The sequence below is a fragment of the Enterobacter cloacae complex sp. P43RS genome (genome assembly GCF_014930585.1).
GTDB classification, from domain to species: Bacteria; Pseudomonadota; Gammaproteobacteria; order Enterobacterales; family Enterobacteriaceae; genus Enterobacter; species Enterobacter bugandensis.
On the sequence record NZ_JADBRJ010000001.1, the window covers coordinates 86,874 to 107,860 of the forward strand.

The window sequence follows — 20,987 nt, forward strand, 5'->3', positions numbered from 1 at the left end:
AATAATAGCGGACTTAGTGCTGAAATGGCGGGTCTGACCAGTGTGCAACGAATAAATACTTTAGCGGTGTTAAAGTATTGTGCGGGATAATGTAGGCCGGGTAAGCGTAAGCACCACCCGGCAACAAGGCTTAATGGGTATTCTTTTCTTCCAGCTCGTCCAGCTCGCTCAGAATCACGTCCGGGTCGGTTCCAGGCGGCGGCACTTCATGAACCCAGGCGGAGAACAGACGCCAGGTAACGGCGAGCAGCACTGGGCCAATGAACAGACCGATCATCCCGAAAGCAATCAACCCGCCGATAACCCCGGAGAGGATCAGGATCAGCGGCAGGTCTGCGCCCATGCGGATGAGGATGGGGCGAATCACGTTATCCATGGTGCCAACCACGCAGCTCCAGACCAGCAGCACCGTTCCCCACGTGGTATCACCCGTCCAGTAAAGCCAGATAATGCTCGGAACCAGCACCAGCAGCGGCCCCAGTTGCGCAAGGCAGGTCATCAGCATGACTACGGTAAAGACGGTGGCGTACGGTACGCCGGAAATGGCCAGGCCGATACCGCCCAGCACCGCCTGCACCAGCGCCGTCACCACGACGCCCAGGGCGACCGCGCGCACGGCCTGCGCGGCCAGCAGCACCGCGGCGTCACCCCGTTTTCCCGCCAGGCGGGTGGCAAAGTGACGAACGCCTAAAGCCACCTGCTCACCGCGCCAGTAAAGCAGGGCGCTGAAGACCAGCATCAGGGTACAGTGCATCATAAAGCGGCCGATATGTGCGGCCTGACCGACAAACCAGGTGGTGGTGGTGCCAATATACGGACGCACTTTCGCCATCAGCGCGCTGCCGCCCATCTCCAGCAGGCTATGCCAGCCGCTGTAAAGCTTAGCGCCCACGACCGGAATGCTGTTCAGCCAGCCGAGGTCCGGCAGAGTCAGGTCGCCGCTTGTCACGGCGCGGATCACCGGGCCGCTGGAGTCGACAAGGCTGTTTACCAGCAGCGCAACTGGAATAATAAACAGCAGGAACAGCAGCAGCGTCATCACCAGCACGGCCAGCCCGCGGCGGCCAAACAGCAGTTTCTGCAAGCGCAGCAGCAAAGGCCACGTGGCGACGACAACGGTCGCAGCCCAGGCAAAGCCGAGAATAAAGGGTTGAACAATCCACAGACACGCAATAATCATGAGGGCCAGGAACAGCACCGACAGCAGAATTTGCGCAACATCCCTGGGCTGGCGAAGATTGACCATAAATGAAACTTTCCTTAAAAGAACGCCAGTACCACTGGCGGGAATGGAAAACCGCGTCTCTCTTATCATTAGCGATCGCAGCGGTTTTTGACAGGCGAATTCTGCCTGTAATTCAGCAGAGATTATAAGAAAAAAATGTGATAAAACTTTTAAGATACACGCAAACGATTCCCACAACTCTAATTAGGGTCGACAGTAATGATCCCACAGATTTCTCAGGCACCTGGCGTCGTTCAGCTGGTGCTTAATTTTTTGCAGGCACTGGAGCAACAGGGTTTTACAGGTGATACCGCCACGAACTATGCCGACAGGCTGACGATGGCAACCGATAACAGTATCTACCAGCTTCTTCCCGATGCGGTCGTTTTCCCTCGTTCCACGGCCGACGTGGCGCTTATCGCCCGGCTGGCAACGCAGGAGCGGTTTGCCTCTCTGGTCTTCACGCCGCGCGGCGGTGGCACCGGAACCAACGGTCAGGCGCTGAACCAGGGCATCATTATTGATATGTCGCGCTATATGAACCGCATCATTGAGATCAACCCCGAAGAGGGATGGGTGCGGGTTGAGGCGGGCGTTATCAAAGATCAGCTTAATCAGTACCTCAAGCCTTACGGCTACTTTTTTGCCCCTGAACTCTCCACCAGCAACCGAGCAACCATCGGGGGGATGATCAACACCGATGCCTCCGGGCAGGGGTCGCTGGTCTACGGTAAAACCTCCGATCACGTGCTGGGCGTGCGGGCAGTATTGTTAGGCGGCGATATCCTTGATACCCAGCCGATGCCGGTCGAACTGGCGGAAACGCTGGGTAAAGATAACACCGCCAGCGGGCGCATCTACCGCACCGTGCTGGAGCGCTGCCGCGACAACCGCCAGCTTATTCTCGACAAATTCCCCAAACTGAACCGCTTCTTAACGGGCTACGACCTGCGCCACGTGTTTAACGACGACCTGACGCAGTTTGATTTAACCCGCGTGCTGACCGGGTCCGAAGGAACGCTGGCGTTTATTACCGAGGCGCGGCTGGATATCACCCGCCTGCCGAAGGTGCGTCGCCTGGTGAACGTCAAATATGACTCCTTCGATTCCGCGCTGCGCAATGCGCCGTTTATGGTGGAAGCGCAGGCGCTGTCGGTGGAAACCGTCGACTCTAAGGTGCTGAATCTGGCGCGGGAAGATATCGTCTGGCACTCCGTGCGCGAGCTGATTACCGACGTGCCGGACAAAGAGATGCTTGGCCTCAACATCGTGGAATTTGCCGGTGATGACGCGGAGCTGATTGAAAGCCAGGTGACGACGCTCTGCCAGCGCCTGGATGAGCTGATTGCTCATGGCGAAGGCGGCGTGATTGGCTGGCAGCTTTGTCACGATCTGGCCGGTATCGAGCGTATTTACGCCATGCGTAAAAAAGCCGTGGGCCTGCTTGGCAATGCGAAAGGGGCGGCGAAGCCGATTCCGTTTGCCGAAGACACCTGCGTGCCGCCCGAGCATCTGGCGGATTATATCGTGGAGTTTCGCGCCCTGCTGGATAGCCACGGCCTGAGCTATGGCATGTTCGGCCACGTGGATGCCGGGGTGCTTCACGTGCGTCCGGCGCTGGACATGTGCGACCCGCAGCAGGAGATCCTGATGAAGCAGATCTCCGACGACGTCGTTGCCTTGACCGCCAAATACGGCGGTCTGCTGTGGGGGGAGCACGGGAAAGGGTTCCGCGCGGAATACAGCCCGGCGTTCTTCGGGGAGCAGCTTTACGCGGAGCTGCGCAAGGTCAAAGCGGCGTTCGACCCGGATAACCGCCTCAATCCCGGGAAAATCTGCCCGCCTGAAGGGGTGGACGCGCCGATGCTCCAGGTGGATGCCGTTAAGCGCGGTACGTATGACAGACAGATCCCGATTGCGGTGCGCTCGTCCTGGCGCGGCGCGATGGAGTGTAACGGCAACGGCCTGTGCTTTAACTTTGACGTGAAAAGCCCGATGTGCCCGTCAATGAAAATCACCAGCAACCGCATTCACTCGCCGAAAGGGCGTGCGACGCTGGTGCGCGAGTGGCTGCGTCTGCTGGCGGACCGTGGCGTCGATCCCCTGAAGCTGGAGCAGGAGCTGCCGGAAAAACGGGCCAGCCTGCGCTCGCTGATTGAGCGCACCCGCAACAGCTGGCATGCCAATAAGGGCGAGTATGATTTCTCCCATGAGGTGAAAGAGGCGATGTCCGGCTGTCTGGCCTGTAAAGCCTGCTCTACCCAGTGCCCGATTAAAATCGACGTGCCGGAATTCCGCTCGCGCTTCCTGCAGCTCTACCACACCCGCTATCTGCGCCCGGTGCGCGATCATCTGGTGGCGACGGTGGAAAGCTACGCGCCGCTGATGGCGCGCGCGCCGAAGACCTTCAACTTCTTTATCAATCAGCCGCTGGTGCGCAAGCTTTCCGAAAAGCATATCGGCATGGTCGATCTGCCGTTGTTGTCGGTGCCGTCGCTGCAGCGCCAGCTCGTCGGCCACCGCTCGGCGAACATGACCCTGGAACAGCTCGAAGCGCTTACTCCTGAGCAAAAAGCGAAGGTGGTGCTGGTGGTCCAGGATCCGTTCACCAGCTACTACGACGCGCAGGTGGTCGCTGACTTCATCCGCCTGGTTGAAAAACTGGGCTATCAGCCTGTAGTGCTGCCGTTCTCGCCAAACGGCAAGGCGCAGCACATTAAAGGCTTCCTGAACCGCTTTGCGAAAACGGCGCAAAAAACCGCTGATTTTCTCAACCGGATCGCCGAACTTGGGATGCCGATGGTCGGCGTCGATCCGGCGCTGGTGCTTTGCTATCGCGATGAATACAAGCAGACGCTGGGTGATAAGCGCGGCGATTTCCACGTCATGCTGGTGCACGAGTGGCTGCCGGCAGCCCTGGAAGAGAAGGCCATTCAGGAGGCGGGCGGTGAACCGTGGTATCTGTTCGGACACTGTACGGAAGTGACGGCGCTGCCCGGCGCCCCGGCGCAATGGGCGTCTATTTTTGCGCGTTTCGGCGCGAAGCTGGAGAGCGTCAGCGTGGGCTGCTGCGGCATGGCGGGCACCTACGGCCACGAGGTGAAAAACCACGCCAACTCGCTCGGCATCTATGAGCTGTCGTGGCATCAGGCGATGCAGCGATTGCCAAGAAACCGCTGCCTGGCGACGGGCTACTCCTGCCGCAGCCAGGTGAAACGGGTTGAGGGTAACGGCGTACGCCACCCATTACAGGCTTTACTGGAGATAATTGGATGATCTGGAAACGTGCCGTCACGCTGCAGGCGCTAAACGCCATGGGCGAGGGGAATATGGTGGGGCTACTGGATATCCAGTTCACCCGCATTGGGGAAGACGATCTGGAGGCGACGATGCCTGTCGATAGTCGCACCCATCAGCCGTTTGGCCTGTTGCACGGCGGGGCTTCCGTCGTGCTGGCGGAAACCCTGGGCTCCGTCGCGGGATATCTCTGCACCGAAGGCGAACAGAAGGTGGTCGGGCTTGAGGTGAATGCCAACCACATTCGCTCGGTGCGCAGTGGGCGCGTGCGCGGTATCTGCCGCGCGCTGCACGCTGGTAGCCGCCACCAGGTTTGGCAGATTGATATACTTGACGAGCAGGATCGCCTGTGCTGCTCGTCGCGTCTGACGACGGCGGTCGTGTAAAGTTTTCAGATGAATTGCCTTTGGTCAAAAACTAGCCAGCATGTTGTGATATACTGGTCAGGATTTGTACATAAGCGAGGACATCATGGATACTGAAATAACCCCAACACAGCTGGCAATTGAATATTTACGTCGCGATAAGAGCAACCTGTCTCCGGCGCAGTACCTGAAAAAGCTGAAACAGCTTGAGCTGGAGTTCACGGATCTGCTGGCGCTCTCTTCGAATGAACTGAAAGAAGAGATCTACTTTGCCTGGCGGTTGGGCGTTCACGTCCATTGAGTGAGTGTTGTTGAACAGGCCGCGAGTGCGGCCTTTTTTGTGTCTGACATTCAGTATTTAGCGGGGAGCTTGTTGATTTTAATAAGCCTGCCTTCTTCCATTTCGATAAATCCGCCGGTTTTTAAATCCGCCAGAATGCGCATTACGCCGCTGCGGGAGAGCTGGGTTTTCTCCCGAATATACCTTTCCGCCGTTACGCTGCTGCGATAACTTTCATCTTCCTCCATCAGCTTTATCAGCTGCTGGCGAATCATCTCATATGCCGTCGGTGCGCCCTGCGGCATCACGTTGTTATAAAGCCGGCTATAGACAAACATCAGTTGTTTCGAGAGCAGCCCCCATAGCGCCTTTTCCTTGATTATTTCATTCACCCGTTCGGTGGTGAGCGTTCCTATCAGGCACGGGCTAACGGTCTTCAGGTAATCATTGAAATAGATATCTGTCAGATTAGCGAGACCGAAAAGGGCGGGGCTGCGGGCCGTGGAGAGCATCATGTCGTCGCTTCTTCTGTAGATAGCGACCGTCCCCTCAAGAATTAAATAGCACATTCCCTGACCGTTGATCTGAAGATCGAGCCGCTCACCGCGAGCGGTGCGTCGCGTTGTGCAATCAGGCAGTAAGTGAGAAATAAGCTCTTGTGCGTAGGGCGAGCCACGGTGAGACTTTTCTGGAAGGGACATGGTAGCCGGTAACCTTAAAAATAACCTGGCTAATTATAGCGTTTCTCGCCGGGACAGGCACGGTGGCAATCAATATTTGCGTGGCAGATGGTGAATTTCAAGCAGCACGCCGCGCTCCATGGTGATGTACTTGCCGGTCCGCAGTTCCGACAGAATACGCATAATTCCGCTACGTGAAAGATACGTCCGGCTTTTTATGTAGGCTGCCGCCGTTGTATTTTGCCGTATGGCGTCCGGCTCTTGCATCAGCTCAACAAGCTGGAAGCGGATGATATCGTAAGCAGACATTTGCGATATTTGTGCACAATGTTCGTATACCCGCGAGGCGGTATAAATAAGCAGTTTTGAGAAGTGCTCCCATAAATCGTACTGGGACACTATTTGATTGAAACTCTCCAGCGAGACGCGCGCGATCTCGGCAGTCTCCAGTGCCCTGACGTACAGGTGCTCAGAGGAAAACTGGCTGCTGACGCCCAGAATAAAAGGCGCAGATTCAGAATTTAACACAATACCGTCGCCGCGACGATGAAGCGCCACGCTGCCCTGGATTAACAAAAAACACTGCCGGACATTATCTTTATAATAATGTACCGTCTCCCCCCGACCGATGATCATTCTGCTGGCGGCTGGCAGCACATGTTTAATCAGGGTGTCTATATCGGCGAACGGCTTTAAATCCAGAACTGAGGATTGATAATTATTCAGTGGGGTGGTTAAACGTGTATTCATAAGATACCTCACATCGACTTCTTGTGTGATCAATTTTTGATCTGCAGAGGGAATTATCTTAAAAACGAAGAACACAGGGAATATTCTGGTGAGGTCTAAAAGTAGACCGGGAGTCCTTATGGGGGTAACTGGTTGAATATAAATAAAAAACTTGCAAGGTCTAATAATAGACTTCTGCAATATAAGATAAGATTTTGCTGGCGTAAATGTTGAGTTTTCGTTAAATCAGAGTCTACAGCTAGACCATCTAAAAGTTGTACTCATTAAAATGATTATATAAATTTTGACCAGTCAGTCAGGAAGACCTTAAGCCATTCAGCGAAAAATAAAAGAACCCTTAGCGATTCTTTTATCGGTCTTCTGCTGCTTGAATTTCAATAATAAATAAAGTTATCCCGTGAACAGGAAAATGAACATTATGAAAAAGAGTATTATTTTAGCGATGGTTGCGACGGGTTCAGCCTTAATGATGGGCAATGTTCTCGCCGCCGCAGGAACCGTTAATTTTAATGGTAACATCCTGGATTCAGCCTGCGACGTGGCGGTTGCTTCTCAAAACCAGGTGGTCGTATTAGGCGATTATTATAAAACAGAATTCCCGACAACGGGTTCCAGAACGGCGGCAACGAAATTCGATATTATTCTGAAGAACTGCCCGGTTACGGTCACCAGTGCCAAAGTTCGTTTTGATGGTACGCCTGACCTGACCAACGCCGATCTGCTGGCGATTGATACCTCTGTCGCCGGGGCGGCAACGGGTGTTGCCATTAATTTGATGACCGCTGATAAAGCCGATCTGCCATTGCACGGCAGCAACGGCTACAACTATGTACTGAGCAGCACCGCAGACAATACGCTGAATTTCTATGCACAGTATATTTCAACGGCGGCATCGGTAACGGCGGGTCCTGCCAACTCCGTCGCTAACTTCTCCGTTGTTTACAACTAGTCATTAAGCAGAACAAGAGTCAGCTCCGCGAGGCGCTGCGCGGGGGCATAAACTGCCCCCTTGTTTTACGAGGTCCAAAATGAATTTTATTAGCAAAACCCTGCTGAGTGCGGCGGTTATTACTGTATCTGTTTCGCATGCTTATGCCGGGGTTATTATTGGTGGTACCCGCGTAATTTTTGATGGCGGGAAAAAAGAGGCATCCATCAGTGTAAACAATGTGGATACCGCCCCTTATTTAATCCAGTCCTGGGTCGACATGCCAGAGGGTAATGCTAATAAAGCACCTTTTATCGTCACGCCACCTTTGTACAGACTGAACGGCGGCCAGCAAAATATTGAACGGATTTTACTTTCCGGCTCACTGCCGCAGGATAAAGAAAGCCTCTTCTGGTTAAATATTAAAGCGATACCTTCAGCGAGCAAACAGGCAAACTCGTTACAAATTGCCGTTAAAACACGTATTAAGCTTATTTATCGCCCGACAAGCCTGAAGGCGTCAACACCGGAAGAACAGGCGAATAAACTAACCTGGTCCCGGAGCGGAAACAACCTTCAGGTCACAAATCCTACACCGTATGTGATCAACTTTAATGAAATAAGCGTCGGCGGTAAAAAGCTGGAGGATGTTTCCTGGGTTGCACCTGGCGCAGTGGCAGCATTTCGCTTACCGCCAGGCGTTAATGGCAATCAGATCGTATTTAAAGTGATTAACGATTATGGCAGCCCGGGAATAATACATCAGGCCAGCTTTTAGTTCCTGAGAAAAGTGGCATCCGCAATATCGAGTCAGGTTTATGATGATGGCAACAATCAATATAAAAATGCAGCCCGCGCGTCTGGCAATGTGTATTGCCTTCGCGCTGGCGAATGCAGTCCCCGTGGTTAACGCCCGTGATTCCTTTAACGCCGAACTGGTGGAACTGGATAATCCGGGAATGGCTAAAGCCGATTTATCTGCATTTGAATCAGGTTCGCAGGCACCAGGGAAATACCATGTTGACATCATCCTCGACGACCAGCTTATTGAGACCAGCGATATTGATTTTGTTGCCGGGAAAGATGGGCAGGAAAACGATAGCCTGCAGCCCTGCCTGAGCATGGATCAGCTAAAAAAATGGGGCGTTAAAACGGCGCTGTTCCCCAACCTGGCGGTTGAAAGCACCTCCTGCGTCAACCTCCAGGCAATTCCTCACGCCACTACGGATTTTCAGTTTGGTGTACAGCGGCTTGTTATCAGCATTCCCCAGGCCGCGATCGACCTGCCTGCGAGAGGGTATGTCCCGCCAGAACAGTGGGACGAGGGGATCGCCGCTGCGATGCTCAACTACAGCCTGAGCGGAGCCAACAGCTGGGCGAAACAGAGCGAGAGTAAAAACAGCAGCAGTCAGTACGCCAACTTACGTCCAGGCCTCAACGTTGGGCCATGGCGACTGCGCAACTACACCACCTGGTCGCGTGATGAGAACGGTCAGGACAAATGGGATACCGTCTACACCTATGCACAGCGGGCGATTATTCCGCTCAAGGCGGAGCTCACGCTGGGCGATAGCTCCGCGCCCGCCGACGTGTTCGACAGTATACCGTTTCGCGGCGGAGAGCTGGCTTCCGATGATGACATGCTCCCGGATTCGCTCAAAGGCTACGCGCCCGTCGTGCGTGGGATTGCGCGTACGAATGCTCAGGTCATTGTTCGCCAGAATGGCTATCAGATTTACCAGACCTATGTCGCGCCCGGCGCCTTTGAAATTACCGATATGTATCCCACCGGCGGGGCAGGCGATCTGGACGTCACCATTAAGGAAGCTGACGGCAGCGAGCAGCATTTCACCCTGCCTTATGCCTCATTACCGGTTTTGCAGCGTGAAGGGCGCCTTAAGTATGCGGTGACCGGAGGGCAGTATCGTTCTTACAGCAGCAGCGTGGAAAAGACCCCGTTTGGCCAAATCACGGGGATTTATGGTCTGCCATATGGCCTCACGCTCTATGGCGGGCTGCAGGAGTCGAGCAAATATCAGTCGATCGCCACCGGGATCGGGAAAAACATGGGGGATTTCGGCGCGATTTCGGCGGACATGACCCAGGCCTGGTCAACCCCGCAGGGGGAAGAAAAATCCAACGGGCAGTCCTGGCGTGCGCGTTACAGCAAGAACTTTATCGGGACAGGGACCCAATTTTCGATTGCGGGCTACCGCTATTCGACCAGCGGTTACTACGGCATGCAGGAGATCCTTGATTCCTGGGGAGACAGCTCTGCGCTCCAGGACCGTCGTCGTAACCGTGCCGAGCTCACGATGAGCCAGACGTTGGGCAGCAATCTTGGCTCGCTGACGCTGAGCGCGGTCCGTGAAGATTACTGGAATTCGGGCAAAAGGATGGCGTCTTACAGCCTGGGTTACAACAACTACTGGCACAACATTAGCTACGGACTCACCTGGACTTACAGTAAAAACGGCAGCGCGGGTTCATATGACGGCAATAAACGCTACGACAACGATCAGCTGCTGGCCTTTAACGTCAGCATTCCGCTTGAAAAATTCCTGCCGCAGACCTGGGCTAATTATAGCGTGAGCGCCAGCAAGAATAACGGCACCACGCAGAACATTGGTCTGAACGGCGTGGCGCTGGAAAACCATGGGCTGAACTGGAACGTGCAGCAAGGGTATGGGTCGGACGGCGTTGGCTATACGGGCAACATGAACGGGGATTACAGGGGCACGTACGGCGAAGTGACGGCGGGCTATAGCTACGACAAAAACAGCGAGCGTCTTAACTATGGTTTGCAGGGGGGCATTCTTGCTCACAGAGAGGGGATTACGCTTTCTCAGCCTCTGGGGGAGACCAATGTTCTGATTAGCGCACCGGGCGCGCATGACGTAGATATTCGTAATCAGCCGGGGGCAAAAACAGATTTCCGGGGATATACGGTGGTCAGTAACCTTTCCGCGTACCGTAAAAATGACATCACGCTTGCCCCGGAAAGTATGCCGGATGACGTTGAGCTGGATATTAATACCCGCACGGTAACGCCGACGCGCGGTGCAATTGTCCTGGCCGACTATAAGGCGAAAGTGGGAAGGCGGGCATTATTCACGTTAATGCATAACGGCCATTTTGTTCCTTTTGGCGCAATCGTGAGCCTGAAAGGCAGCGACAACAGCAGCTTTATTGTTGGCGACAAAGGGCAAGTCTATCTCACTGGCCTGGATTCGCAGGGGACAGTATTCGTTACGTGGGGAGTGGAAAGCGATCGGCAGTGCCGCGCGCCGTTCCGGCTTTCGCCGCAATCTCCGGCAGGCGGAATTACTGAAATTAACGTCACTTGTATTTAGGGTTTTTAAAATGCGCATACTTAACATCCTGTTCCTGCTGTGTATCACCGCTGCCTGGAATAGTGCTCATGCAGGAACCTGCACAACGATTACGCCACAGGAATCCACTTTGTCCATCGGCACAATTACGGTGCAGCGTGATGTCGCGGTTGGCACGGTATTATTTTCAAAAAATGCGTCGGTCACCGGGTCTTATTTAAGCGGCTGTACTAATCCGTTAATGCTCGGGTTTAGCATGCGGTACCTTAATGCAACGCCGAGTACTTACGGTAATCACGTTTATAACACCAATGTAAGCGGTATTGGCGTGCGCTTTTCATCAGGTAATTATTTTGAAAACCCGACCTATACCTTTTCTTATAACGCGCAGACAAGTTATGTCGAATGGTGGGGCGGTAAAATAGAACTTGTCGTTACCGGACCCGTTGCCTCTGGCTCGCTGACGCCCGGCGTACTGGGTGTCGTTATGCTGCAGGGGAGCGATGGTGTGTATCGCGATGGCCTTACGACGACGCTTCTGGACGGGACCATCAACGTGCTGGCCTGCAGCATAACGACGCCGCAGCTGACGTTTCCCATCGGCGATATTTCTGCCGCGACGTTTGGCTCAACGGTCGGCACCACGCCGACGGGCGCTCAGAATACGCAAAACCTGGGTCTGAACTGCGACCCGGGGGCAAACGTCAACGTTTCGCTCAGCGGCATTCAGAACCCGGACGTAGCAACAACGAGCGTACTCGCGCTGACGGGGCAGGGTAATACCGGCACGGCGAAAGGGGTTGGCGTTCAGCTCCTCTATAACGGTACGTCTCTCTCGTTAAATACCCGTTTGCCGTTAAATGCCGCCGCGGGTGGGCAGCAGGCATTTCCATTAACAGCGCGTTATTACCAGACCCAAACGACGGTTGAACCCGGTACTGCCAATGCGTCTGCAACCTTAAATTTGACGTATCAGTAAAGGATAAATGATGAATATTCTGCGCACGGCAGCGCTTGCCGCCATATTAATAAGCTGCAATACCTTTGCGACGGACAGCGTTAACGTCAGCGTTACCGGAAATATTGTGGCCTCTCCCTGTATCTTTAATGGGGGAAATAACAGTCTGAATATCAACCTTGGCAATATTCAGGCATCCAATATGGCTACGCCGGGGTCATCGTCCGATCCTGTGCCGTTTAACCTGCTGTTTACCCAGTGTCCGACAGGGACGCGCAGCGTGACGGTCTCCTTTACCGGAAACCCCGATCCGGTCGCCGGGGCGGATTACTACATGAACAGCGGTTCGGCCACGAACGTCGCGATTGCGATGAGTGAGGCCGCAACGGGTGCAATGAAGGGAACCGGAACAAGTATTACACAAACTATTGCAGCAGACAGAACCGCAACGATGGCCATGCTGGCATCGGTCAGATCTTCCACGGGCGGCGCAACGCCGGGGAGCATCAGTGCCGTCGTCGTCATGACTATGCAGTACAACTAATCAGTACATGAGTTGATATTCCTTAATGATTGACAGATGTCGGTAACGGTAATGTTGAATATTCTGATAAAAGAGACAGATTCATTTTTTCGAGATGGCCTAAAGCGTTTTCTGGGGGAGTTCTTCTTTCATAATTTCAGACACCAGCTTCATTTTGAGGTTGAACTTACGCCGGAAAATGTCAGCGTTGCGGATATCATTTTTCTCTCTTTATGCCAGGGGGAAACGTTGACCTGTTATCCCGAGCTACAGGCGCGGAAAAAAGGGATTGTGATCGGCCTGGTTGATGATGAGCAGCGTTTCTCGGCATTTCCCTCCTGTTTTCAGGATATGATTTTTATCTCTCGCCGGGCCTCGCTCGATCGGATCGGTGAGGCGCTCTTTATCGCATGGTATCGCACGCAATTACCGGGATATCGCTGGAAGAATAAAAGCTGCTACGAATGCCAGCACAAAATATTATCGCCGCAGCAGATTCGCGTTATGGTCAATTTTTACCGCGGGTTATCGGTAGGGCAGATTGCGAATAAACTAAACACCAGTGATAAAACCATTTTTACGCATAAATATCTGCTGATGCAGAAATTCGACCTGCGCAGCGATTTTGAACTTATGGCCTTGATTCACCGGATGGTAGAGAAAAATGCCTGTCCGAACCGGCTGCGTGACTATCTGATTAACAGCTTATAACCAGCAATAACGCTAAAGCGTGGCGCTGTTGCCGGGTGGTGCTGACACCACCCGGCAGGAGCATCAGACGTTCACGGCATTGATCAATCGCGTTTTCATCGTCTGGTAAGACGACGCAGCAAATTCCTCCGCCCAGTGCTGATCCTCAATCACCTCCAGCTGCACCGCACAATATTTTGTCTCCGGCGTTTTTGATACGGGGTCGAGATTATCCTGCGTCAGCTCATTGCAGGCCCCGATCCACCATTGATAGGTCATATAGACCGCCCCGGCGTTGATGCGCTCGCTAATGCTGGCGCGGGTGATCACTTTACCCCGGCGCGAACGTACCCAGACCAGTTGACCGTCGCTAATACCTAGTCTCTCCGCATCGGCAGGATTCACCTGCACCCGTCCCGGCTCATCGGCGAGGCTTTGCAGCGCGGCGCAGTTACCCGTCATCGAGCGGCAGGAGTAGTGCCCAACTTCGCGTACCGTGCAGAGTACCAGCGGATAATCATCATCGGGCGTCTCGGCCGGCGCGCGCCACGGTGCGGCAAAGAGCTGCCCTTTACCGCTCGGGGTATCGAACTGATTATCTTTGTAGAGGTACGGCGTGCCGGGGTGATCGAGCGTCGGGCACGGCCACTGTACGTGGCCCATCTCGCCCATTTTTTCATACGTCACGCCGTAGAAGAGAGGGCACAGCTCGCGCATTTCATCCCAGATCTGCTGGTTATCGTCGTAATGCATCGGATAGCCCATCTCAGTGGCGAGCAGGCTGATGATCTCCCAGTCGCGCTTCACGTTGCCTTTGGCCTCAATAGCCTGGCCAAAACGCTGGAAACCCCGGTCGGCGCAGGTAAAGACGCCGCCGTGTTCGCCCCATGAGGTGGCAGGGAGCAGAACGTCCGCCACTTCCGCCGTTTTGGTCATAAAGATGTCCTGAACCACCACGAAGTCAAGCGCCTCGAAACCGCTGCGGACCAGGCCGAGATCGGCTTCCGTCTGCAGCGGATCTTCCCCCATGATGTAATAGGCTTTGACCTTGCCTTCCAGCGCAAGGTGCGGCACCTCGGTAATGCGCGTTCCAACGCGATCGTCCATGTTATTCACGTCGATCCCCCAGGCATCGGCGAACTTCTGCCGGACAGCCGGATCGGTCACATCCTGATAGCCGGGGAACATATTCGGCAGAACGCCCATATCGCAGGCGCCCTGAACATTGTTTTGCCCGCGCACGGGACCAACACCGACGGCAGGGTGGCCGAGGTTGCCGGTCAGCAGTGCCAGGCTGGAAAGCCCTTTGACGACATCGACGGCCTGGCCAAACTGGGTCACGCCCATTCCCCACATTACGGTGGCGGAAGGGGCCGCCGCGAAGGTGCGCATTGCCTGACGAACGTCGCGGGCGGGGATGCCGGTGAGGTGTTCTACGCGCTCTGGGGCATACTCTTTCACCGTCTGCCGATAGGCCTCAAGTCCTTCGGTAAACCGCGCGACGTAGTTCTTGTCGTACAGATCTTCTTCCAGAAGCACATAGCCAAAGGCGTTCACCAGCGCCATGTTGCTACCGTTCTTCAATTGCAGATGCTGATCGGCAATGCGCGCCGTTTCGATGCGGCGCGGGTCGCAGACGATGATTTTCGCGCCGTTTTCACGGGCTTTTAGCACGCGCCGGGCGACGATAGGGTGGGAGTCTGCGCAGTTATAGCCAAATACAAGCAGGCATTTGGAGTGTTCAATATCGTTGATAGAGTTGCTCATTGCACCGTTGCCGAGGGTCTCCTGAAGTCCGGCGACGGAAGGACCGTGACAAACGCGCGCGCAGCAGTCGACGTTGTTGGTGTGCAGCACCGCGCGGGCAAATTTTTGCATCACGTAGTTGGTTTCATTCCCGGTACCGCGCGACGACCCGGTGGTCATAATCGAACGCGGGCCGAACTGGGCTTTAATGCTGCTGAGCTTCCGGGCGGTGTAGCGGATAGCCTCTTCCCAGGTCACGGGAGTGAATGTCTCTCCCTTGCGGTAGCGGATCATCGGCTGGGTCAGGCGTGGGGTGAGCAGGCGGGTATCGTTAAGGAAATCCCATCCGTAAAATCCTTTCAGGCATAGCGTGCCCTGGTTTGTGGTCCCCTCTGCCGCTTCGGCACGGATGATACGGTTATTCTCAACGACAAGGTTTAGTTTGCAGCCTGCACCACAGTAAGGGCAGACGCTGGCGATTTTTTTCATCAATAACAGACCTGTTAAGAAATGAAGCAAAATGACTGGTAAGCCCAGTCCCGTAACAGGGAGTAAGCAGAAACCATGCCAACTTTATAACGTTTCTTTACAGGGGGTTATGAAGAGAGGGGGGTGTCATCGTCAGCCTGTTCGACAATTCTGACGATGACACGATCGCTGAATGGCAGGGCGTTTAAACGTCATCCATGGTGTAGCCCACAACGATTTCAAGCGTCTTACGAATAACATCCGCCTGCACAACGTCTCTGGTCGCTTCCAGCGTCTGAATGAGCCACAGGATGATCGCTTTATTGGAAATATGACCTTCAGAGGCCAGAACACAGCGTACTGCAGTAGAAAAAATAGCGGACTCTTCAGCAAAACGATCGCCTGCGTGACGGAAATATTCCGCCAGCGCACTGTCTAAAAAAGCAGAGTGGAATTCGGGTTGAAGCTGAATATTTTGTCTCATTTGTTCTCACCGTAGCTGTTAAATTGCAGTCAATGTATTTTTTTGGGATCGGACGGTTTTCCCTTTCCAAACAACGACACTACATTGCCTCTGTTATCATTGAGAGGTCCCTCTCTGCTCATTCGTCCTTGCGCGGTTCTGCGACGTTTTAATCCGAGGCTTTTTGATCCGATATCGGCAATCGCCTTCGCCAGTGTCTCCCGCCGCCGGGGATTCTTTTCATGTGTTTTCATCTGCCGCAGACGCTGAACCAGAGCTTCAGTTGTAACGGGGCCACGCTCTCTCAAAAGAGAAAGAACGGCTTCGCCAATCAGCTGATCGGTCAGTTTGTCTGCGTCACTGCTGTTCATCACGTTATCGTTCGAAGAGCAAGCCAAGCAGCATATGGTAATGCTGTTCCTCTTCGGGGCCCTCGGCCCTTTCAAGGCGACTTAACAGTTTGGTACAGAGCGATTTGCGATTGAGATTTCGCCCGTCGCTAAGGATCTCAACAACGACCTGACCCAGCGTTTCCTGTTGGGTGGGAAGCGTGGCTTTTTCGAAGTACTGTGCGATCGCTGCTGCGGAATCTGCGACGTAACCTTTCTGCTGCATGTTTCGCTCCTGTAAAATTTTGTAATCAGTAACGTTACATTTAAGGTATACACTTTTTCTAAATCTGTACATTAAAAATGTACAGATTTTTAATAAAATCAGGATATATTTTATAAATACTCTATTTTTCAATTAGTTGTTTGTTGTTCATGAAACGGTAATGCTACAGAATATATTGTACAAAACGCACGGGCGCTGTTAAGTTGTACAACACTTGTGAGAGTGCCATTAACGGGCGTAAATGATTGAGATGTAAATTATTTGTGAGGCAATTAATGTGCTATAAGAGAAGTCTCTCCACATGTTTTTGTGGTCAATACCCTTAACCCCCAGGAATCGCATGCTTACAACCATCATTTACCGCAGTCATATCTGCGAGGACGTTCCAGTGAAAGCACTGGAAGCTATGGTCGCTGCTGCAAATAATAAAAACCGGCAAGCCAACGTCACGGGGATCTTGCTGTTTAACGGCACACATTTTTTTCAGTTGCTTGAGGGGCCAGTGGAGCATGTTTCTGCTATTTATGAGGAGATCTGCAACGACCCGCGACACCATAACGTAGTCGAGCTGATGCGCGATCACGGCCCCGTCCGGCGTTTTGGCAAGGTGGGGATGGAGCTTTTTGATTTGCGCCAGTTCGACAGGAACGAGGTGCTGCAACAGGTGCTGAACAAGGGAACAACACGCTATCAGCTGACTTACAATGACCGTCCGCTGCAGTTTTTCCGTACCTTTGTCGAGGCCACGGAAAAAGCGAACTATTTTGAACTGCCGCCTGCGGATTCCTGGGAGTTCGTTCGCGAAGAAACACGCTTGTCAGCGCAACCCGAGGTAGTCGCGAAAGGAGCGGATTGCAGCTTTGCTTTCCAGCCGATAGTCGATCCGTTTATGCAGCAGGTTGTCTCCTGGGAGGCGCTTCTCCGCACGCCTGACGGCGGCGCTCCGGGGATCTACTTCGCCAATCTGCCGCGTGACGACGTGTATACCTCTGATTTGCACAGCAAGCAGGTGGCACTCTCAATGGCCAGCGCACTCGGGTTGCAGAACCAGACGTTATCCCTCAACCTGCTGCCTATGACGCTGGTTAACATTCCTAACGCCGTTGATTTCCTGCTCACCGCGATTGGAGCAAACGGTTTTGTTCCTGAGCAAATTGTGGTGGAGTTTACCGAAAGTGAAGCCATTTCCCGTTTTGACGAGTTCACGGATTCAGTCAGACAGCTAAAAAGTGCAGGCATCAGCGTGACGATCGATCACTTTGGTGCCGGCTTTGCGGGACTACAGCTACTGGCCCAATTCCAGCCCGACAGAATTAAGATTAATCGCGATCTCGTCGCGAACGTGCATAAAAGTGGCCCTCGGCAGGCCATCATTCAGGCGATTATCAAATGCTGTTCCTCGCTGGAAATTCAGTTCTGCGCGGTCGGCGTGGAGAAGGCAGAAGAGTGGATGTGGCTGGAATCTGCGGGCATTTCCCAGTTCCAGGGCCATCTGTTTGCAAGCCCCCGCCACGGCGGAATTCCGGCGATTGCATGGCCGGAGAAAAAATTTGATTTTTGATAAAGCTGTACAAAATTCGGCAGACTTAGCTGTACGAGAAGCAAACTTTAGACAACAATGTATTAACAGGTGAAGGGAGAACGACCCCTTTCACCTGTGCAAAATGCGGTCTTAGTTATACAAATGGTTTGTACAATCTGATAAGGTTGGTGTAGTTAGGTATGGAAGTTCTGAGCGTGAGGGAGTTAATGGCCTATTACAGTATCGGCGAAGTAGCCGAACGATGCGGTATCAACCCCGTTACGCTGCGTGCCTGGCAGCGACGTTATGGATTGTTGAAGCCGCAGCGCAGCGAAGGGGGTCATCGTCAGTTTGACGATGAAGATATCCTGCGTATTGAAGAGATCAAACGCCTGATGAAAAGCGGCGTTTCGGTCGGAAAAGTAAAAGCCTTGCTGGAAAATAAAGAAGTCCTGACTCAGGGTAACTGGGTCTCGTTCCAGGAAGAGATGATGACCGTTCTGCGTTATGCCAGCCCGGCAAAGCTGCGCGCCAAAATCGGTGAGTTCCGCCGGGATCACGCCATGGATGCGCTGATTGATAACATCATTTCCCCCGTCCGCCAGCGAATGAATCAGGATCAAAATACTGTACGCCACATGGCGAGCATGCTTGACGGCGTCCTGATTGAATTCGCGGTTCTAAGCCTGGCGGAGTCGCGCAAGAAAGCGGGTAAAGATGCGTTGCTTATCGGCTGGGAATGCGATGACCGTACCCATCTTTGGCTTGAAGCCGCGCGGCTGGCGCAGCAAGGCTGGCACATTGACGTGCTGGCGGACCCGATTGATTCTCCGCGTCCTGAACTTTTCCCGGGGCAAAAAATCTTCGTCTGGACGGGAAAAACGCTAACACCGCGTCAGCAGGAACAGCTGGATCACTGGCGTGAGCAGGGTTTTAGCGTTTCATTTCACCAATAATAATCAGAGGCCTTGAGGGCCTTTTATTGTTTTAGACACTTCCAGAACAAAAGCTATCTCAAAAATAGGCATTTCCGATACATATTTTACTTTTCCTCTCTTTGCTGTTTTCTCCAACAGATAATCCATTAATTTTCAAAGTATTGAACAATTAAATCCATCCCGCCCGCATCTTCTGACAGGGTCTATGCTTAATAAAAGTAGACAAAAAGGGCGGTTTAGCCGAATGCCCCTGCTGACAGAGGGTTGAAGTGATAATCGTTATCACTAACATGGTGTTATGCCCTGATGGCTAATCAGATGAGGTGGACCTATGGAACTGCATTCAGAAACCTTCAATCCTGCCGATTTTGCCTGGCGAGGATTAACGCTCACGCCTGCGGCGGCGGCGCATATCCACGAGCTGGTGGCAAAAAATCCCGACATTCTCGGCGTGCGCTTAGGCGTTAAGCAGACCGGCTGCGCGGGCTTTGGCTACGTGCTGGATACCGTCACCGCACCGGAAAAAGATGACCTGGTGTTTGAAACCGACGGCGCAAAGCTGTACGTCGCGCTGCAGGCTATGCCGTTTATCGATGGAACCGAAGTGGATTACGTGCGGGAAGGTTTAAACCAGTTATTCAAATTTCATAACCCGAAAGCCCAGAACGAATGCGGCTGCGGCGAAAGCTTTGGGGTATAGGCGGTACTATGTCTCGTAATACTGAAGCAACGAGTGATGTAAACACCTGGAGCGGCGGACACCTCAACTATAAAGAGGGTTTTTTCACGCAGCTGCAGACCGACGAGCTGGCGAAAGGCATTAATGAAGATGTGGTGCGCGCCATTTCGGCCAAACGTAACGAGCCCGAGTGGATGCTCGAATTTCGCCTGAGCGCGTTCCGCGCCTGGCTGGAGATGGAAGAGCCGCACTGGCTGAAAGCCCACTACGACAAGCTGAACTATCAGGATTACAGCTACTACTCCGCGCCCTCCTGCGGCAGCTGTGACGATACCTGCGCCTCGCAGCCCGGCGCGGTCCAGCAGACCGGTGCCGAGAACAGCTTCCTGAGCAAAGAGGTTGAAGAGGCGTTTAACCAGCTGGGCGTGCCCGTGCGCGAGGGGAGAGAGGTGGCGGTAGACGCCATTTTCGACTCCGTCTCGGTGGCGACCACCTACCGTGAAAAGCTGGCCGAGCAGGGGATCATTTTCTGCTCCTTTGGCGAAGCCATTCATGACCATCCCGATCTGGTGAAAAAGTACATCGGCACCGTGGTACCGAGCAACGATAACTTCTTCGCCGCGCTGAATGCCGCGGTAGCCTCTGACGGCACCTTTATCTACGTGCCGAAAGGCGTACGCTGCCCGATGGAGCTCTCCACCTATTTCCGCATCAACGCCGAAAAAACCGGACAGTTTGAACGCACCATTCTGGTAGCGGACGAAGGCAGCTACGTCAGCTATATCGAAGGGTGCTCCGCCCCGGTACGCGACAGCTACCAGCTGCACGCGGCGGTGGTAGAGGTCATCATTCACAAAGACGCCGAGGTGAAATACTCCACGGTGCAGAACTGGTTCCCCGGCGACGGCAATACCGGCGGTATCCTGAACTTCGTCACCAAGCGCGCGCTGTGCGAAGGCGAAAACAGCAAAATGTCCTGGACGCAGTCGGAAACCGGCTCCGCTATTACCTGGAAATACCCGAGCTGTATTCTGCGCGGGGATAACTCCATCGGTGAGTTTTACTCGGTGGCGCTGACCAGCGGGCATCAGCAGGCCGATACCGGCACCAAGATGATCCACATTGGGAAAAATACCAAATCGACGATTATCTCGAAGGGGATCTCTGCCGGGCATAGCCAGAACAGCTATCGCGGGCTGGTGAAAATCATGCCGACGGCCACCAACGCGCGTAACTTCACCCAGTGTGATTCAATGCTGATCGGTGCCGATTGCGGGGCGCATACCTTCCCGTACGTGGAGTGTCGCAACAACACGGCTCAACTGGAGCACGAGGCGACCACGTCGCGCATTGGGGAAGATCAGCTCTTCTACTGCCTGCAGCGCGGCATCAGCGAAGAAGATGCCATTTCGATGATTGTGAACGGCTTCTGTAAGGACGTGTTCTCTGAACTGCCGCTGGAATTCGCCGTTGAAGCACAAAAACTCCTCGCCATTAGTCTTGAACACAGCGTCGGTTAAGGAAAGCA

20 protein-coding genes are annotated in these 20,987 nt (G+C 53.7%); 13 read left to right on the forward strand and 7 right to left on the reverse strand.

The genetic code is table 11. The features are described from left to right. Positions 1 to 130 precede the first annotated feature (130 nt). Positions 131 to 1,246 carry an AI-2E family transporter YdiK gene (gene ydiK, locus IM294_RS00435; RefSeq protein ID WP_100170429.1) on the reverse strand — a complete coding sequence of 372 codons (1,116 nt, stop codon included), beginning with the start codon at positions 1,244 to 1,246 and terminating at the stop codon, positions 131 to 133. A 198-nt stretch (positions 1,247 to 1,444) separates the two neighbouring features. On the opposite strand from ydiK, the gene IM294_RS00440 reads away from it, so the two are divergent. The 3 genes from IM294_RS00440 to IM294_RS00450 all read left to right on the forward strand — a co-directional run bounded on the left by IM294_RS00440 (position 1,445) and on the right by IM294_RS00450 (position 5,188). Further along, positions 1,445 to 4,501, forward strand: coding sequence for an FAD-binding and (Fe-S)-binding domain-containing protein (locus tag IM294_RS00440; protein ID WP_126345705.1), 3,057 nt, complete (start codon positions 1,445 to 1,447; stop codon positions 4,499 to 4,501). Next, complete coding sequence (menI, locus tag IM294_RS00445; protein WP_028012841.1) at positions 4,498 to 4,908, forward strand: 1,4-dihydroxy-2-naphthoyl-CoA hydrolase; 411 nt, start codon at positions 4,498 to 4,500, stop codon at positions 4,906 to 4,908. The genes IM294_RS00440 and menI overlap by 4 nt, the downstream gene beginning before the upstream one ends. Positions 4,909 to 4,993: 85 nt before the next feature. Beyond that, on the forward strand, positions 4,994 to 5,188 hold the full coding sequence (locus tag IM294_RS00450) for a YdiH family protein (protein WP_003857766.1): 195 nt from the start codon (positions 4,994 to 4,996) through the stop codon (positions 5,186 to 5,188). 50 nt (positions 5,189 to 5,238) lie between these two features. Here IM294_RS00450 and IM294_RS00455 read toward each other — a convergent pair whose 3' ends face one another. Continuing rightward, positions 5,239 to 5,868 (reverse strand): helix-turn-helix domain-containing protein, encoded by a 630-nt coding sequence (locus IM294_RS00455; RefSeq protein WP_045630155.1) that lies wholly within the window; start codon positions 5,866 to 5,868, stop codon positions 5,239 to 5,241. 69 nt (positions 5,869 to 5,937) lie between these two features. Further along, positions 5,938 to 6,597: a winged helix-turn-helix transcriptional regulator gene (locus IM294_RS00460; RefSeq protein ID WP_049138935.1), complete on the reverse strand. Its 660-nt coding sequence runs from the start codon at positions 6,595 to 6,597 to the stop codon at positions 5,938 to 5,940. Positions 6,598 to 7,015: 418 nt separating this feature from the next. Between IM294_RS00460 and IM294_RS00465 the strand changes: the two genes are divergently transcribed. The 6 genes from IM294_RS00465 to IM294_RS00490 all read left to right on the forward strand — a co-directional run bounded on the left by IM294_RS00465 (position 7,016) and on the right by IM294_RS00490 (position 13,049). Further along, entirely contained in the window at positions 7,016 to 7,546 is a 531-nt protein-coding gene (locus tag IM294_RS00465; protein ID WP_041912021.1) for a fimbrial protein, read from the forward strand. Positions 7,547 to 7,625: 79 nt separating this feature from the next. Next, positions 7,626 to 8,303, forward strand: coding sequence for a molecular chaperone (locus IM294_RS00470; RefSeq protein ID WP_126817479.1), 678 nt, complete (start codon positions 7,626 to 7,628; stop codon positions 8,301 to 8,303). A 46-nt stretch (positions 8,304 to 8,349) separates the two neighbouring features. Continuing rightward, positions 8,350 to 10,878: a fimbria/pilus outer membrane usher protein gene (locus tag IM294_RS00475; RefSeq protein ID WP_126817783.1), complete on the forward strand. Its 2,529-nt coding sequence runs from the start codon at positions 8,350 to 8,352 to the stop codon at positions 10,876 to 10,878. A 10-nt stretch (positions 10,879 to 10,888) separates the two neighbouring features. After that, positions 10,889 to 11,836, forward strand: coding sequence for a fimbrial protein (locus IM294_RS00480; protein ID WP_126817477.1), 948 nt, complete (start codon positions 10,889 to 10,891; stop codon positions 11,834 to 11,836). 7 nt (positions 11,837 to 11,843) lie between these two features. After that, positions 11,844 to 12,359, forward strand: a complete 516-nt coding sequence (locus tag IM294_RS00485) for a fimbrial protein (protein ID WP_126817475.1) — start codon at positions 11,844 to 11,846, stop codon at positions 12,357 to 12,359. Positions 12,360 to 12,410: 51 nt separating this feature from the next. Then, entirely contained in the window at positions 12,411 to 13,049 is a 639-nt protein-coding gene (locus IM294_RS00490; RefSeq protein WP_088205596.1) for a LuxR C-terminal-related transcriptional regulator, read from the forward strand. A gap of 63 nt (positions 13,050 to 13,112) precedes the next feature. On the opposite strand, the gene fdhF is transcribed toward IM294_RS00490, so the two are convergent. The 4 genes from fdhF to ycgZ all read right to left on the reverse strand — a co-directional run bounded on the left by fdhF (position 13,113) and on the right by ycgZ (position 16,320). Then, positions 13,113 to 15,263: a formate dehydrogenase subunit alpha gene (gene fdhF / locus IM294_RS00495; RefSeq protein WP_126817473.1), complete on the reverse strand. Its 2,151-nt coding sequence runs from the start codon at positions 15,261 to 15,263 to the stop codon at positions 13,113 to 13,115. A gap of 184 nt (positions 15,264 to 15,447) precedes the next feature. Continuing rightward, positions 15,448 to 15,726 (reverse strand): biofilm development regulator YmgB/AriR family protein, encoded by a 279-nt coding sequence (locus IM294_RS00500; protein ID WP_063942594.1) that lies wholly within the window; start codon positions 15,724 to 15,726, stop codon positions 15,448 to 15,450. A gap of 29 nt (positions 15,727 to 15,755) precedes the next feature. Beyond that, positions 15,756 to 16,076 (reverse strand): hypothetical protein, encoded by a 321-nt coding sequence (locus tag IM294_RS00505; protein ID WP_047368384.1) that lies wholly within the window; start codon positions 16,074 to 16,076, stop codon positions 15,756 to 15,758. A gap of 4 nt (positions 16,077 to 16,080) precedes the next feature. Next, positions 16,081 to 16,320, reverse strand: a complete 240-nt coding sequence (ycgZ, locus tag IM294_RS00510; RefSeq protein ID WP_028012861.1) for a regulatory protein YcgZ — start codon at positions 16,318 to 16,320, stop codon at positions 16,081 to 16,083. Positions 16,321 to 16,660: 340 nt separating this feature from the next. Between ycgZ and IM294_RS00515 the strand changes: the two genes are divergently transcribed. The 4 genes from IM294_RS00515 (at position 16,661) to sufB (ending at position 20,979) form a co-directional block, all read left to right on the forward strand. Further along, complete coding sequence (locus IM294_RS00515) at positions 16,661 to 17,881, forward strand: diguanylate phosphodiesterase (RefSeq protein ID WP_047368385.1); 1,221 nt, start codon at positions 16,661 to 16,663, stop codon at positions 17,879 to 17,881. A gap of 188 nt (positions 17,882 to 18,069) precedes the next feature. Continuing rightward, on the forward strand, positions 18,070 to 18,798 hold the full coding sequence (locus tag IM294_RS00520; protein WP_048956258.1) for a MerR family transcriptional regulator: 729 nt from the start codon (positions 18,070 to 18,072) through the stop codon (positions 18,796 to 18,798). A gap of 313 nt (positions 18,799 to 19,111) precedes the next feature. Next, the gene (gene sufA, locus IM294_RS00525; RefSeq protein WP_041910386.1) at positions 19,112 to 19,480 is read left to right on the forward strand and encodes a Fe-S cluster assembly scaffold SufA; all 369 of its coding nucleotides are present in this window, start codon (positions 19,112 to 19,114) and stop codon (positions 19,478 to 19,480) included. Positions 19,481 to 19,488: 8 nt separating this feature from the next. Continuing rightward, positions 19,489 to 20,979: a Fe-S cluster assembly protein SufB gene (gene sufB / locus IM294_RS00530; protein WP_028012865.1), complete on the forward strand. Its 1,491-nt coding sequence runs from the start codon at positions 19,489 to 19,491 to the stop codon at positions 20,977 to 20,979. The last annotated feature ends 8 nt before the right edge of the window (positions 20,980 to 20,987 follow it).

Bases quoted from the DNA above. Each gene is read 5' to 3' on its own strand.
- IM294_RS00515 (WP_047368385.1), top strand. From the start codon at position 16,661: ATGCTTACAACCATCATTTACCGCAGTCATATCTGCGAGGACGTTCCA.
- IM294_RS00480 (WP_126817477.1), top strand. From the start codon at position 10,889: ATGCGCATACTTAACATCCTGTTCCTGCTGTGTATCACCGCTGCCTGG.
- fdhF (WP_126817473.1), bottom strand. From the start codon at position 15,263: ATGAAAAAAATCGCCAGCGTCTGCCCTTACTGTGGTGCAGGCTGCAAA.
- IM294_RS00520 (WP_048956258.1), top strand. From the start codon at position 18,070: ATGGCCTATTACAGTATCGGCGAAGTAGCCGAACGATGCGGTATCAAC.
- IM294_RS00450 (WP_003857766.1), top strand. From the start codon at position 4,994: ATGGATACTGAAATAACCCCAACACAGCTGGCAATTGAATATTTACGT.
- IM294_RS00500 (WP_063942594.1), bottom strand. From the start codon at position 15,726: ATGAGACAAAATATTCAGCTTCAACCCGAATTCCACTCTGCTTTTTTA.
- IM294_RS00470 (WP_126817479.1), top strand. From the start codon at position 7,626: ATGAATTTTATTAGCAAAACCCTGCTGAGTGCGGCGGTTATTACTGTA.
- IM294_RS00490 (WP_088205596.1), top strand. From the start codon at position 12,411: ATGTTGAATATTCTGATAAAAGAGACAGATTCATTTTTTCGAGATGGC.
- sufA (WP_041910386.1), top strand. From the start codon at position 19,112: ATGGAACTGCATTCAGAAACCTTCAATCCTGCCGATTTTGCCTGGCGA.
- ydiK (WP_100170429.1), bottom strand. From the start codon at position 1,246: ATGGTCAATCTTCGCCAGCCCAGGGATGTTGCGCAAATTCTGCTGTCG.
- IM294_RS00485 (WP_126817475.1), top strand. From the start codon at position 11,844: ATGATGAATATTCTGCGCACGGCAGCGCTTGCCGCCATATTAATAAGC.
- IM294_RS00475 (WP_126817783.1), top strand. From the start codon at position 8,350: ATGGCAACAATCAATATAAAAATGCAGCCCGCGCGTCTGGCAATGTGT.
- IM294_RS00460 (WP_049138935.1), bottom strand. From the start codon at position 6,597: ATGAATACACGTTTAACCACCCCACTGAATAATTATCAATCCTCAGTT.
- IM294_RS00440 (WP_126345705.1), top strand. From the start codon at position 1,445: ATGATCCCACAGATTTCTCAGGCACCTGGCGTCGTTCAGCTGGTGCTT.
- IM294_RS00465 (WP_041912021.1), top strand. From the start codon at position 7,016: ATGAAAAAGAGTATTATTTTAGCGATGGTTGCGACGGGTTCAGCCTTA.
- ycgZ (WP_028012861.1), bottom strand. From the start codon at position 16,320: ATGCAGCAGAAAGGTTACGTCGCAGATTCCGCAGCAGCGATCGCACAG.
- IM294_RS00505 (WP_047368384.1), bottom strand. From the start codon at position 16,076: ATGAACAGCAGTGACGCAGACAAACTGACCGATCAGCTGATTGGCGAA.
- IM294_RS00455 (WP_045630155.1), bottom strand. From the start codon at position 5,868: ATGTCCCTTCCAGAAAAGTCTCACCGTGGCTCGCCCTACGCACAAGAG.
- menI (WP_028012841.1), top strand. From the start codon at position 4,498: ATGATCTGGAAACGTGCCGTCACGCTGCAGGCGCTAAACGCCATGGGC.
- sufB (WP_028012865.1), top strand. From the start codon at position 19,489: ATGTCTCGTAATACTGAAGCAACGAGTGATGTAAACACCTGGAGCGGC.